Source organism: Bacilli bacterium (genome assembly GCA_036381315.1).
GTDB lineage: Bacteria > Bacillota > Bacilli > Paenibacillales > KCTC-25726 > DASVDB01.
The window spans coordinates 1-13,270 of sequence record DASVDB010000131.1; the positions used below are offsets into that span (position 1 = coordinate 1).

Genomic DNA, 13,270 nt, shown 5'->3' on the forward strand with positions numbered 1-13,270 from the left:
GCAGCAAATATACAATTGGATCGAAAGCCGGCTCATATCCGGAGAGAAAGTCTATGATCATGTGGAAGGAAGCGGTAATGGAACTGCGGTCGATTGGGATTTTACATATAATTATGGAACATATCTCGGTGCGGCATTGGCGCTTTATCAAGCTACGGGAAACACAGGATATCTTGACGATGCCAATCGTTCGGCCAACTACGTGATCGGAAAAATGACCTTGTCATACTCGCTCATGTATGAAGGAGACAACGACGGCGCAGGTTTTAAAATGATTTTTGCCCGCAATCTGAATAATTTGCGGAAGCAAACGGGAAATGCCGCGTATTTGAATTTCCTGCAGCAAAATGCCACACAAGCATTCAACCACCGACGCGGTTCAGACAACATTATTGACAGCGACTGGACTGCTCCTGCCCGCTCAACGTATATCCAGAGCCTTGCCGCAGCGGCGGGAGCGTCCATCCTGCAATTGATCCCGGCGGACAACTATACGGGATACATTGCGGGGAACGGTATTTATGAAGCGGAAAACGCCCGCCTGTACGATATAGGGTCGGAGTCTATCTATTCAGGTTTTTATGGCCGGGGTTACATTGCGGGTTGGAACGGCAGCGGCCGAATTGTGTTTAACGTAAATCAAAATTCCGCCAGCACGCGGACTGTAACGATCCGTTATGCGGCGGGGGCCGGGAGCGCAGGCCGCTATGTCAAAGTAAACGGCAATATCGTTGCAGCGAATTTGACATTCGGCGACACTGGCAGCTGGGGGAATTGGAATACGGTAAATTTGAGCGTGAATCTCAATGCGGGATTCAACACAATTGAGATCGGATACGACAGCGGACTGGGCAATCACAACTGGTTGAACATAGATCAGATGTATGGGCTGTAAGCAACTGACTTGTGTCATCTTGGCGAATGAAAGATAGGCTGTATTCGGGCAGGCGAAAGTATGGCGCGCAATAATGCGGAATGGAGGAGCAGGCATAAATGAAACAGATAAAATCAGCCTGGGGAGAACTGGCAGAATCCGCCCAAGAAGAGTTGGAGGCGTCGTTTTGGAACGACAGCATCCGCATGTACAACATCCGCACGCCATGTCCCAACGGAGATTGCAATTCAATTTTTCATTATTGGTGGATGGCGCATGCCGTTGATGTTTTGACAGACGGATATATTCGAACCGGACGGGCCTTTTATAAAGAACGTTTGTTGCTGCTTTACGAAGGGTTGCTGGAACGCAACGGGGGATTGTGGACGAACAATCTGTACGACGATATGGAATGGATGGCTCTCGCATGGTTGCGTGTTTATCTGGAATTGGGGGAGGAGCGCTTTAAGCGGGCCGCTCTTACGCTTTGGGAAGATATTCGAAATGGTTGGAACGAGCATTGCGGCGGTGGTATCGCTTGGCAAAAAACGCAGATCGATTATAAAAATACGCCGGCCAACGCACCAGCCGTCATTTTGGCGGCAAGACTCTACCAAATTTTTGGATTTGAAGCTGATTTGCAATGGGCTCAAAAAATTTATAACTGGCAAAAGCGAACGCTTGTTGACCCGGACAGCGGCATTGTATGGGATGGCATAAACCGTAACGGCGACAAAATGATAGACAAGGAATGGAAATTCACTTATTGCCAGGGCGTGTTCATCGGAGCGGGCGTAGAATTGTTTCGCGCAACCGGTGATCGTGGTTATTTGGAAGATGCGGAAAGAACGGCTGCGGTGGCTGTTAAAGAACTTTCCGATTCAGCTACCGGGGTGTTGCCCGCGGAAGGAGGTGGCGACGGCGGCCTCTTTAAAGGTATATTCGTCCGATATCTGGCCGATCTGGCATTGGTGAAGAAATCAGACGATTTGGTTCGGTTGTTGTTCATGAACGCGAAAATGATGTGGAAACAGGGACGCTGCGGAAATAAAGTTTTGTTCGGAGTTGATTGGAGCAGCGCGAATTCGGAAATCGTGGAGCTTAGCACACAGTTGAGCGGTGTCATGCTTTTGGAAATGGCGGCCAAACTGGAGAGAGCCGGCATCACTTGCTGACGGTTAACAAAAGTTTATTTTAGAGAAATATCGGATTTCCGTCAAAAAAATGCGCTTGCTTTATGCGGGCGCATTTTTTGACGGATAAAGGTACGCGAAAGTAAATCAGAGCGATATATACGCTATGCGGCTCAGAACCTTAAAGAAGCCGCCAATCGTTTTTTAATTACGGGGCGCAAGCCGTTACAACAGGGGCGTTTGAACATAGTATGGGTTGTATAAGTTGCGAAAAGGGGGTTCTTCACAGTGCCTCTTGCCAAAACATACGCAATCGAAGACCCTGATTTTCCGGCTATTTCAGTTGTCATTCCCGTTCTGAATGAGAGGAGAACGTTGCCTCGCGTCATTGCCGAAGCGAAACGCTTATCCCGGAACACGGAAATTATCGTGATTGCGAACGGCTGCCGTGACGGGTCGGGGAAAGTGGCGCAAAGGTTGGGAGCGAAAGTAATCTCCTATCCGGGCCGGTTGGGGCACGATGTGGGCAGGGCGATCGGCGCGAGTGAAGCTTCCGGCGATATCATGATTTTTATTGATGCCGATTTTGTCGTTCGCGCCGGCGATTTGGCCAAATTTGCCAGGGCGGTTGCGAGTGGCGTTGATGTCGCGCTAAATCACTACAACGGTCCGGTGCGGAGGCGAAGTGTACACAGTGTCGTATTGGCGAAGCATGTTCTGAATGAGATTTTGGGGCGTCCCGATTTGCAAGGGTGTTCCCTCACGACCATCCCCCACGCGTTAAGCAAAAAAGCTGTAACGGCGGTCGAACCCCGGAATCTGATGGTGCCGCCGAAGGCGCATGCGATTGCATGCCTGAAGGGGCTTACCATCAAGCCGGTGCATTTTATACCGGTAGGGCGTCTGAATCGAACGAAGAGGCCGGCGAAAAGGGACGGACAAATAAGAGATTTGATTTTCGGCGACCATTTGGAAGCGATCCAAACGTATTTGGAGTGTAGCGGCGAGCGCGGCGGAAGGGCGGATTGTTTGCGGCAGCGAAGCAAGGTGAGGTGAGCTTGATGACTCGGCAAAAATGGAAGCGAACAGCCGCGGGCGCAAGGGGAAACAGATTGGGGGCTTATCAAGCAGGTTTAGCTGCCGGCAAAAAAGTGGCTGCGAATCCGATGGAACACGGAAACTGGAAAATATTCGCCAATGCCGAATGGATGCGGTGGTGGCTTCGGTCGCGCCGGCGGGGCATTCCGTTTTGGACTGCGATGCGCCGATTCCAGAGCGGTTTCGCCAAAGGCCGCGGCGCGAAAGCCTCCGATCTGCTGTTTTTGCCTACCGCCCGCAGTGTCGCAGCCATCGTCACGGCGATGAACGAAGAAAAAACGTTATCGGGCGTATTGGCGGAATTGGCGAGGCTGCCGCTTGCGGAAACGATTGTGGTCGTCAACGGCTCGAATGACGGAACATTTGCCGCGGCGCGGAAATTTCCCGAAACGACCGTCGTACATTACAGCAATCCGTTGGGGTACGATGTGGGCAGAGCCATTGGCGCCAAAGTGGCCCAATCCGATATTCTGCTTTTTTTGGACGGTGATTTTATTGTCGAAGCAAAGCGGCTTATCCCTTTCATCCGGGCGATTGGCCGCGGCGCTGACGCCGCGTTGAACAACATTTCTCCGTACATCGGGACATTTGCCAACCGCGATGCGGTGACGCGCGTAAAGGAATTTATGAACCGCAGCCTGAGAAGGCCCGACCTGGGCCCGAATTCGTTGACGGCAGTGCCTCATGCGCTTTCACGCAAAGCGGTGGAAAAAATAGGCGTAGCCAATTTGTCCGTGCCGCCGAAGGCGCACGCGATGATATTGCTCAATGGGCTAAACGTGCGGCTTCCGTGCAGCATCGATGTGCTGACGCGCAACAAGCACCGGCAACTAAATGTCGGGGAAGGCAATCCGGTCGCCGAATTGATCGTCGGCGATTATTTGGAGGCACTTTCCTGGGCGTTCCAGTCGCGGGGAACCCGCCTGAGCTTTCCCGATATGCTGAGAAAACGGTTTGCCCTAACGGGGGGATAAGCATGCGGATGACGAGCATGATTATACCAAGCAGCAATGGTATAGAAATGCTTAAGGAATGCATCTTTTCCATTCGACAACATACCCCGGTTCCGTATGAAATCATCGTAGTTGACAACGGCTCGAATGACGGTACGGCGGATTTTTGCCGCGAACAGCAGTTAACATTTGTTTCGTTGGCCCGGCATGTGGGTTTTCCCGCCGCCTGCAATCTTGGTTTGAAATTGGCGGTTGGCGACAATTTGCTGTTGCTCAATAACGATGTCGTTGTCACCAGCCGTTGGCTGGAGAATATGTTGGATTGCCTATATAGCAGCGACGACATCGGCATGGTCGGCCCCCTTATGAACCAGGTCAGCGGCAAACAATTGACGCGCAGTTTACAATATGACAATTTGGCGGAAATGCAGCGGTTGGCGCGCAAGTTTAACGTACCCAACTCCAGCGAATGGGCGGAAACCGCCAGAATCGTTGGCTGCTGCATGTTGATGAAGCGGACGGCCGTGGAGCAAACGGGTTATCTGGATGAACGATTTACGCCGGGCCATTACGAAGACGATGATTATTGCCATCGCATGCGCGCGGCGGGATTCCGTTTGATGATATGCCGGGATACGTTTTTGCATCATCATGGCACGCGCAGCTTTCGGCAAATGTTCAACGATGCGGAAATCGACCGGATCATTGCCGAGAACTACCGGAAGTTCGTGGAAAAGTGGGGGTTTGATCCGCATCAATTTCTGTAAATGTCGCAAAGCGGCTTTCCCCGGGAAAGCCGGCATCAACGCTTTCAAGGAGTGAGGCGCTGTTGAAAGGTGTCGTATTGGCGGGAGGCAGGGGAACGAGACTGTATCCGTTGACCCGGATCGTCAACAAGCATTTGCTCCCTGTCGGGCAACATCCGATGATCTTTTACAGCATCAAAAAACTTTGCGAAGCCGGCATCAAAGATATATTGCTTGTGACCGGAAAGGAATCGCTTGGCATGTTTGCGGCTTATTTGGGGAGCGGAAAACAATGGGGAGTGAAAATTACGTATCGCGTCCAGGATGAACCGGGAGGCATCGCGCAAGCGCTCGTTTTGGCCGAAGATTTTATTCCGCCGGGGGAAAAATTTGTTGCGCTTTTGGGCGATAATCTGTTCGACGCGCCGCTTGGTCCCGAAATCGCCGCATTTTGCGCACAATCCAAAGGAGCGCGAGTCCTGATCAAAAAGGTCAGGGATCCGGAACGCTTCGGCGTGCCCCGGTTTGTCAACGGGAAAATAATCGGGATAGACGAAAAACCGTCCCTGCCGAAATCAAAATATGCGGTGACGGGCATTTATTTTTACGATTCCACCGTGTTTGCCACGATCAATACCCTCAACGCCTCAAAGCGGGGCGAGTTGGAAATCACCGATGTAAACAACCGCTACGCCCAGGCGGAAGAGCTTTCGTTCGGCGTTCTGCCGGGTTGGTGGACGGACGCCGGCACGATCGAGACGCTGTATGCCGCCGGCAAGGCCATGCTGGGAAGGTGACGCAAGATGGCAAGCCGCAACCGGCTTGAGCGTAAAGGGTACAGGAAAGGATACCGGTCGGGAAGGCGGTACGGCTACCATTTGGGCAGATGCCAGGCTGTAACCGATCAGCAGCAGAGCCGTATAACCGCGCCCCGAAACATAAAGGTTTTGTACGTGACGTCCGGTTTGGGAGCGCCCTACGAAGCGATCGATCAATCCGTAAGCGCGGCGCTGAAACGGGTGGTTGCGCAAGCCGAAACCGTTTTGCCGGATGAAGAAAGCGCGATGCGGTTGGAACAATACCGGCCCGATTTGCTGTTGACCGTCCACGGTTTAAACATGCCGGAGCAAACGCTGCTTAAGGCGCGGGAATTGGCCGTCAAGTCGGCGCTTTGGTGGGCGGACGACCCCTACCACCACGATTTGGCAAGGCAAATTGCTCCGCGCTTTGACTACGTATTCACGAATGAAGCAAACTGCGCCGAAATGTATCGGCAGCTTGGCTGCAAGCATGTCGGCTATCTACCACTCGGAACGGACCCAATTGCCTTTCGCCCCAACCAGGTCGGTCCTTTTGACTTTATCGACATTTGTTTTATCGGCAGCGCCTTTGCCAACCGGGTGGCGTTTATCGACAGCATCGCATCTTATCTTGCCGAAAAAAAGACGCTGATTTCCGGCTATTGGTGGGAGCGCCTTGCAAACTACGAATTGCTTAAAAAGCATATCGCGCCGCATTGGTTGGGGCCGGAAGAAACGGCATATTGTTATAACAGGGCAAAAATAGCCGTCAATCTTCATCGCGCCCATGAGGGGCTGCAAGATTTGCGCGGCGAACAGCTTGCGGCGGTTTCCGTCAATCCGCGCACGTTTGATATTTCCGCGTGCGGGGCGCTGCAATTGACCGATATGCGCGGCGAGCTTGCGAATTTGTATATTCCCGGCGAGGAAGTCATCACCTATGCGACGCCGGAAGAGTTTGTCGAAAAAGCGGAATATTACTTGCGAAATGAAGATGAACGGTACAATATCGCATTTCGCGGCTTCAAGCGGACCATGAGCGACCATACGTATGACCGCCGCATAGCCGCCATGCTGGATGCGATATTCGGCGCTCAGTAGCGAAGAAAGGATTTGGCGGAATGAAACCGATACGCAAGCGGGCGAGAAAATGGAAGAAAGTGGCGCTACGGCGTCCCAAACGCCTAAATAAAGGCAAGCTGCGCAAGGCGGCATTCGCCAAACGAAAGATAAAGCGCAAATCCGCAACGCCGCGGCGGGCGCCGAAGCGAATGCGCAAAAAGCGCGGGTTATACCGGGCAGCTTTTAAACGCGGCTTTGCGAAAGGATTCGCCGATGGCTTTGCCCAGGGATTGGCGGACGGATATCAGGAACTGTATGCCAACGTTTAGTTTCCAAGCGCCGGATCAACCCGGCCTGCGCAACCCAAAACGGGAGGACTGCCTCCCCGCACAGCGCGAAAACGGGAGGACTGCTTCCCCGCTCAGCGCAAAAACGGGTGGATCGCCTCCCACTCAACGCTAAAACGGGGGATCACTCCCCACCGTTAAAACGGAGGCTCCCCTACCCGCCCAGCGCTAACGGGCGCAGCAGAGGCTATTTGCCGAAAAAAGGCCGGGCAAAAATTTTAACGGACGCCACAGCGGCTATTCGCCTTGTTTTTACCTGAATACCGCACAAAATACTAAAATAAGCGCGCCTACGTCCGTTAAACTTTAAAACCGGGCGTAAAACCCAAAATAGCCTCTGTCACGTCCGTTAGATTTGAAAGCTCCTTAATACGAAGTTGCAAGCCGGCAAACCGACCGTGGTTTTGCGGATGAGTTACGGCCGAGTTTCCGTCGGCGAGCATTAAGTGGCTTAAAGCCACAAATTGCTAATCGGCAGGCTTTAGCCTGAACAGTCGGCTTTCAGCGCTGACAGGAACCTGTCGGCTTTAGACGACAGGTGTACAGTTTTTGCAGGCCAGGAGGCACATGCATGTTTGCTGAAGATCCGGAGGGAAGCAAGAGATGAACGCGGCTCGCAAAAAAACAAGGCTGCGCATACGGCGGCCCCGTCTGCGGCGCAAAACGGCAAGCGCGCGCAGACGCAGGCAAAAACGGGCGCGAACACGAAATAAGGCCGTTCAGCGTCGATTGGCGAAGCGGCTTAGGCGCCTGCGCAGGACCGCCCTTGATCCGCAGCGCGACAATGGCGAATATGAGCGCGGCCGCGCGGAGGGCTATGCCGCGGGCATTTATGCGGGCGGAGAGCAGCTCGTCGAGCGCAATATGCCGCCCGATACGATTTTACCCAATATCAGCGTTGAACAAATTATCGCCGCGGGCATCCCCCGGTTTCGCGAATCGTTCAAAGTGCTGCATCCCGTACAGGCGGTGTATGAACGCCTGCAAACGGCGTTGTCGTCGCATCGGCCGTTTTCGCTCGTGCGGCTTGGCGATGGGGAACTGCTTGTCCTGGCGCAGGAAAAAGCGCTGCCGATTGAAGAGGTGCTGAAGCGGGGCGAATTTCTGCCGCAGGCCGGTGTCCGGGTGCCGGATTTGTCCGCCCGCGATCTGGTTGCGCAAGCGGTAGCCAAAGCAAACATGGTCGGGGTTCCGGCAAACCGGCTGCCGAATTTTTTATTATTGCTAAGTCCGGCTTTAGCCGCGAACGAAATTGACATCATGCATTTAGAAGCGACATATTCAACCGTAAACTATATGCTTTTGCTTGCGGGTTATCTTCGCTTGTTAATGGATGGAAGGCGCACAGTGGTTGTGGGCAATCGGGCGGACGCCTTAACCGAACATTTGCGGGCAGCCGGTTTTTCCGTATGCGATCCGGTTTTCCCGGTCAACGGCATCGATGATGTCCACAACGCCATCCAACAAATAGCCGCGCGGGAATTTGACCTGGCGCTCGTGTCCGCGGGAATTCCGGCTGTCGTGATCGCCCAGCAAATCGCGGAAAAATTCGGCAGGGTGGCGATCGATTTCGGGCACGCGGCGGATTCCATCATCAAAGGTGAAGCGCAAATATGAGAGGAAGTGGCAGGATAATGCGCGTAAAAAGGCGACACCGGCGCAAATCGGCCTTAAGAAGCGGATATCATGCCGCGGCTATTCGCGGTTATGATGCGGGATTTGCCAAAGGCTATGCGGCTGGGATAACGGAAGGAAAGCTGCGTTATGCGCAAAACTTCCCGGGGACAAGCATCATTATTCCGACCTTCAATCAGCGCGACCGTTTGCGCCAGTGCCTGCAAAGCATCGCGCAGTTTACGGATTTGCCGCATGAAGTGATCGTTATTGACAATGCCTCGTCGGATGGAACGCAAGAATTTTTAAGGGAGCAACGGACACAGCTTGTTTATGTCCGCAACGCGGAAAACCGCGGATTTTCCGGCGCCGTTAATCGGGGGTTGAAGCTAGCGCGGGGAGAAACCATCGTCATATTGAATGACGACACGATTGTGACCGAGCGATGGTTGGATAATTTGTTGCATTGCCTGTTAAGTGATGAACGAATTGGGCTGGTCGGGCCGGTTACGAATTATATTAGCGGATCGCAGCAAATCGATGTCGCCTACCATACGAATGCGGAAATGTGCCGCTTCGCCGCGGATTTTAACCGAACGGACAGTTCCCGGTGGCGGGAGACAGACAGACTGGCCGGTTTTTGCCTTGCCATGACGAAAGGCACTTTTCAGCGCCTTGGCTATTTCGACGAAGGGTTTGAACTTGGCAACTGCGAGGATGACGATTACGGCTTGCGGGCAAGAATTTGCGGATTAAAACTGATGATTGCCGGAGACACGTTTATTCATCATGCGGGAAGCGCAACCGTAAAAAGCCTGGGCGAACAGTTTGCTGAAGCATATCGGCATAATTTGGATTACTACTCGGCAAAGTGGGGAAATGTCGGCGAATTATTGGATGCGACGTTGCGAAATGGGCAGGAAGGCGGCAAAATCGTTGATTTTTACCCGACGTGCGTGTTTGTGCAGGGCCCGAATCGGGCCGTCTATTGGTTGGAAAACGGCGTGCGCCACCATTTGGCCGATGTATTTTGGGGCGAAGCCGTGCGCATTTCGGCGGTCGAGTTGCGCATGATGCCGGAAGGCCCGCCGCTTTCGTGGGAACAAGCGGCCGCGCGGCTTACGCAATTGCACGAGCTTGCGAATGAACCATTTTGGACGACCGACGGCGCGCTTTGCCAGACGCCGGATGGCGCAATCTGGCAAATATGCGGCGCCGCGCTGCGGAAAGTGACGGTACCGTTGGCGCTTTCGGCATGGAAGTTGCTTGGCCGCCCGATCAAAATGCTCGACGACCATACACTTATGTCAATACTGCCGCAAGGCAGGCCGATATTGCCGCCAACCGTATTAGTGGAACCGGAACTGTAGCAATCGCCGGGAAAATAGGCGAAAGCCCATGTCGATAGTGGAATGCCGCAAGCATAAATTAAAGAGACCCTATACACTTTCAGCTTGCGAAGAAAGCCTGTGGGAGGTTGGATGCAATGGAGGATAAGATTACCGCAATCGTGCAATCTTTATCCGATTCGCAGCGGCATATTTCCGGTATTTTGCATGCAGGCAAAGACATTGCCGCGCATATGTCCGGTATCGTACAAGCGATTCCCGATGCCGATTTTACTTTTAACGGTTTTGGCGAAATTTCCGCGGCGGCGACGTCCGTCAATGCCAATGTAGTCAGCTATTTAAATAGTTTGGCCGGATTGGAGAACGCGATTGCCGACCATCTGTCCGCCATTATGCATGAATTAAACGGCGGGGAAGAGGAATGACCATGAAGCGGGAAGATATTTTTGTCAATATGCTGCAGTCGATAGCCGAGATTCATCGCCATATCGCCTCTATTTTGGAAGCAAAATCGTTTGAAGCGGAAAAATCGCGAAATTGGCTTCGCCTGCATATGGTTCCGTCACTTTTTGCGCAGCATAAGGAGCAACTGGAACAGTCCGTCCAATTTCATGAGCAAATGATCGAGATGATCGACGGTATTACGAAACTGGAAGAAGCGATGGCAAGCAGCATGAAAACTATACTTGGCCAACAAGATGAGGAGAGCCCGGGATCGTCAGGCGGGTTATTCGACTTGTTCGGCACCGGCGGCGGCATAAAATGAATTGGTTAACCAGAGAGAAAGAGATCAAACTGCAAATTTTGCAATCGCTGGCCGATTGCCAAACTTCGCTTTCCCGCATTTTGGCCTGCGTGGCGGATGCGCCGCTTACGGGCATAACCGCCGATACGGCCGCCGAATTACTGAATAGCGCCGGCAACTGCCAACGCGCGATCGGCAAACTATTAAGCGGCGTGAAGCTGCGGGAGATGAAAGCGGGCCGGCTTGCCGCGCCCTGGATAAACAAAGCCGTGCGGGTAGCGACGGCGGCGCCTCCAAAGTGAAAAACGGCTTGGAACAATACAACATGGGATGGCAAATGTTTACGGAACCCCGAGGTGCGCGGAAGTTTCGTTTTTTTTTTTTAGCGCAAATTGGTTCATTCGCGGAATTTGCCGGATTAAGGGACAACACTCTATAAACTTGTACTGCCGCACGCATACGATAGGTAGAAGCAAAAGTCATCACAAGGAGTGGAAGCAATGAACATCGTCATTATGGCGGGCGGCTCCGGCACGCGTTTTTGGCCGAAAAGCGTAAGTGCCAAACCGAAGCAGTTTCTTGCGCTTACATCCGAACGATCCCTCCTGCAAGATACGTACTGGCGGTTTCGCCAGTGGCTGCCTGCGGAAAACATCTACGTCGTTACTTCGGGAAAATATCTTGAAATGGTGTGCGAGCAGCTTGCAGAAGTGGACCGCGGCCGGATCATTATTGAGCCGGCGCAGCGCGACACGGGACCTTGCATAGCGTTAACCGCGCACTATTTTTTAAGCAGGGGAATCGACGATGTAATGGCGTGTGTTCCGTCCGACCATTATATCCCGGATGCAAGCGCTTTGCGGCGGGAGTTTTTAAGAGCGGAAAGCCAGGCGGGAAAAAGGAAGTCAATTGTCACATTTGGCATCGCTCCCACAAGACCCGAAACCGGGTTTGGCTATATCGAAACCTGTCCGGATGAAGCTAACAGCGATCCGCCTTTGCGCGTCCGCAGATTTTGGGAAAAGCCGGCGCTTGCGGAAGCGGAAAAATTGGCGAGGCAAGCGCATGTATACTGGAACAGCGGCATTTTCGTATGGCGTCCGTCCACAATCCGTTACTACATGGAACTGCATCAGCCGCAAATTTGGCGGAAGGTTGTCGCGGATGCGGCAAGTTTGCCGGAAGCCTATAAGAGCATCGAGCCGATTTCGGTTGATTACGCCGTCATTGAAAAAGCAACCGATGTTTATTGTATTCCGGTGAATATGGTATGGGAGGATATCGGTTTCTGGACTTCATTGGAACGGATTTTTGCCGTTGACGACAAAGGCAATTTGCTGCGCGGAGATGTCCATACATTGGCGACTGAACGCTCGATTATCCTGGCGGAGCAAGGCAAGGTGATTGTAGTCGGCTTAAACGATTGTATTGTTGTGCAAACGGAACACGGATTGCTGGTGTGCCATAAAGAAAAAGAGCAAATGGTCAAACAACTGTTCAGGCAATCAGCCGATTTTGCATAAATCCATATACCCAAAAGGAAGGTGATGAGGGCATGATTGGCGGCAGAAACCGTAAATCCGCAAAAAGCCGCAAACGAAAAAAGACCGTGCGAAACGCGAGACGGTCCAAAACGGCAAGAGGCAAAAGAAGTTTGCGCAAAAGACGCGGAACGCTTGCAGCCGTAAAGCCAAGACGGAGGAAAAAGGCCAAACGGATGCGGGCGAAACGCCGCGTAATCATCAAAGTCGTCACGACTGCCGAGCCATCGCGGCTCGCCGCGATACGGTCCGGCAATTTGGCAAACGGCGTAAATTTGATCGGTTTTACGCGGGAAGAAATGGGCATCGGCGAAGCCAGCCGTTCTACGGCGAAGGCGCTTGAATCCGCGCAAATTCCGTTCGGCATTATCCATTTTCCGATGCCGATCAATGCAAGGGGCGAAGATTTATCCTGGCGGCATAAAGAAATGAGTCTCGCGCCGTATAAAGTGAATTTGTTTCACATGAATGCCGATACGTTGCTGTCCGCACCGGGGTATTTTGGCCATGAAATGTTCCGCGATCATTTCAATATCGGATACTGGGCATGGGAACTGGCGGAATTTCCGGAGGAATGGACGGGCGCGTTTTCTCTCGTCGATGAAATTTGGGTGCCGTCGACATTTATTATGGACGCGGTGTCGCAAAAGTCCCCGGTTCCGGTGATTCGCATTCCCCATTCGATTCGGACGGTATCGGAACATGCAAGCCGCGGCAAATTCGGTTTGCCGGAAAACAAATTTTTATTTTTGTGCATGTTTGACACGCATAGCCTCAGCGAACGCAAAAACCCCCAAGCAGCGATTGACGCTTTTAAAACGGCATTTCACCCCGATGACCAATCGGTCGGATTGGTAATCAAAGTCAATAACGCGCAGACATTCCCGTTGGAATTGCAAAAAATTGCGGATCAAACCAGGGATTTCGGCAACATTTATCTTTTTCCCGATATCATGAGCCGTCCGCAGGTCAATGCGCTAATCCAGGCGACAGATTGCTTCGTATCGC

16 protein-coding genes are annotated in these 13,270 nt (G+C 52.6%); all 16 read left to right on the forward strand.

The features are described 5' to 3' along the window. Positions 1–895: glycoside hydrolase family 76 protein (locus VF260_09655; GenBank protein ID HEX7057443.1), on the forward strand; the 895-nt coding region annotated here is incomplete at its 5' end. A gap of 98 nt (positions 896–993) precedes the next feature. Then, the gene (locus tag VF260_09660; protein ID HEX7057444.1) at positions 994–2,049 is read left to right on the forward strand and encodes a glycoside hydrolase family 76 protein; all 1,056 of its coding nucleotides are present in this window, start codon (positions 994–996) and stop codon (positions 2,047–2,049) included. 246 nt (positions 2,050–2,295) lie between these two features. Continuing rightward, positions 2,296–3,063: a glycosyltransferase gene (locus tag VF260_09665; protein HEX7057445.1), complete on the forward strand. Its 768-nt coding sequence runs from the start codon at positions 2,296–2,298 to the stop codon at positions 3,061–3,063. A gap of 5 nt (positions 3,064–3,068) precedes the next feature. Continuing rightward, positions 3,069–4,079: a glycosyltransferase gene (locus VF260_09670; GenBank protein HEX7057446.1), complete on the forward strand. Its 1,011-nt coding sequence runs from the start codon at positions 3,069–3,071 to the stop codon at positions 4,077–4,079. A 2-nt stretch (positions 4,080–4,081) separates the two neighbouring features. Next, positions 4,082–4,825, forward strand: a complete 744-nt coding sequence (locus VF260_09675; GenBank protein HEX7057447.1) for a glycosyltransferase family 2 protein — start codon at positions 4,082–4,084, stop codon at positions 4,823–4,825. A gap of 62 nt (positions 4,826–4,887) precedes the next feature. Next, complete coding sequence (locus VF260_09680; protein HEX7057448.1) at positions 4,888–5,601, forward strand: sugar phosphate nucleotidyltransferase; 714 nt, start codon at positions 4,888–4,890, stop codon at positions 5,599–5,601. A gap of 6 nt (positions 5,602–5,607) precedes the next feature. Beyond that, entirely contained in the window at positions 5,608–6,705 is a 1,098-nt protein-coding gene (locus tag VF260_09685; protein ID HEX7057449.1) for a glycosyltransferase, read from the forward strand. A 20-nt stretch (positions 6,706–6,725) separates the two neighbouring features. Then, positions 6,726–6,995 (forward strand): hypothetical protein, encoded by a 270-nt coding sequence (locus VF260_09690; GenBank protein HEX7057450.1) that lies wholly within the window; start codon positions 6,726–6,728, stop codon positions 6,993–6,995. Positions 6,996–7,588: 593 nt separating this feature from the next. After that, complete coding sequence (locus VF260_09695; GenBank protein HEX7057451.1) at positions 7,589–7,726, forward strand: hypothetical protein; 138 nt, start codon at positions 7,589–7,591, stop codon at positions 7,724–7,726. Positions 7,727–7,742: 16 nt separating this feature from the next. Continuing rightward, a complete protein-coding gene (locus VF260_09700; protein HEX7057452.1) occupies positions 7,743–8,630 on the forward strand; it encodes a GT-D fold domain-containing glycosyltransferase in 888 nt (295 codons plus the stop codon). A gap of 17 nt (positions 8,631–8,647) precedes the next feature. Next, positions 8,648–9,997, forward strand: coding sequence for a glycosyltransferase family 2 protein (locus VF260_09705; protein ID HEX7057453.1), 1,350 nt, complete (start codon positions 8,648–8,650; stop codon positions 9,995–9,997). Positions 9,998–10,113: 116 nt separating this feature from the next. Then, entirely contained in the window at positions 10,114–10,401 is a 288-nt protein-coding gene (locus VF260_09710; protein HEX7057454.1) for a nucleoside-diphosphate sugar epimerase, read from the forward strand. A gap of 2 nt (positions 10,402–10,403) precedes the next feature. Continuing rightward, positions 10,404–10,742, forward strand: coding sequence for a restriction endonuclease subunit S (locus VF260_09715; protein ID HEX7057455.1), 339 nt, complete (start codon positions 10,404–10,406; stop codon positions 10,740–10,742). Next, positions 10,739–11,023, forward strand: coding sequence for a hypothetical protein (locus tag VF260_09720; protein ID HEX7057456.1), 285 nt, complete (start codon positions 10,739–10,741; stop codon positions 11,021–11,023). The genes VF260_09715 and VF260_09720 overlap by 4 nt, the downstream gene beginning before the upstream one ends. Before the next feature lie 198 nt (positions 11,024–11,221). Next, entirely contained in the window at positions 11,222–12,244 is a 1,023-nt protein-coding gene (locus tag VF260_09725; protein HEX7057457.1) for a sugar phosphate nucleotidyltransferase, read from the forward strand. 131 nt (positions 12,245–12,375) lie between these two features. Then, a partial coding sequence (locus VF260_09730; protein ID HEX7057458.1) for a glycosyltransferase family 1 protein occupies positions 12,376–13,270 on the forward strand: 895 nt, incomplete at its 3' end.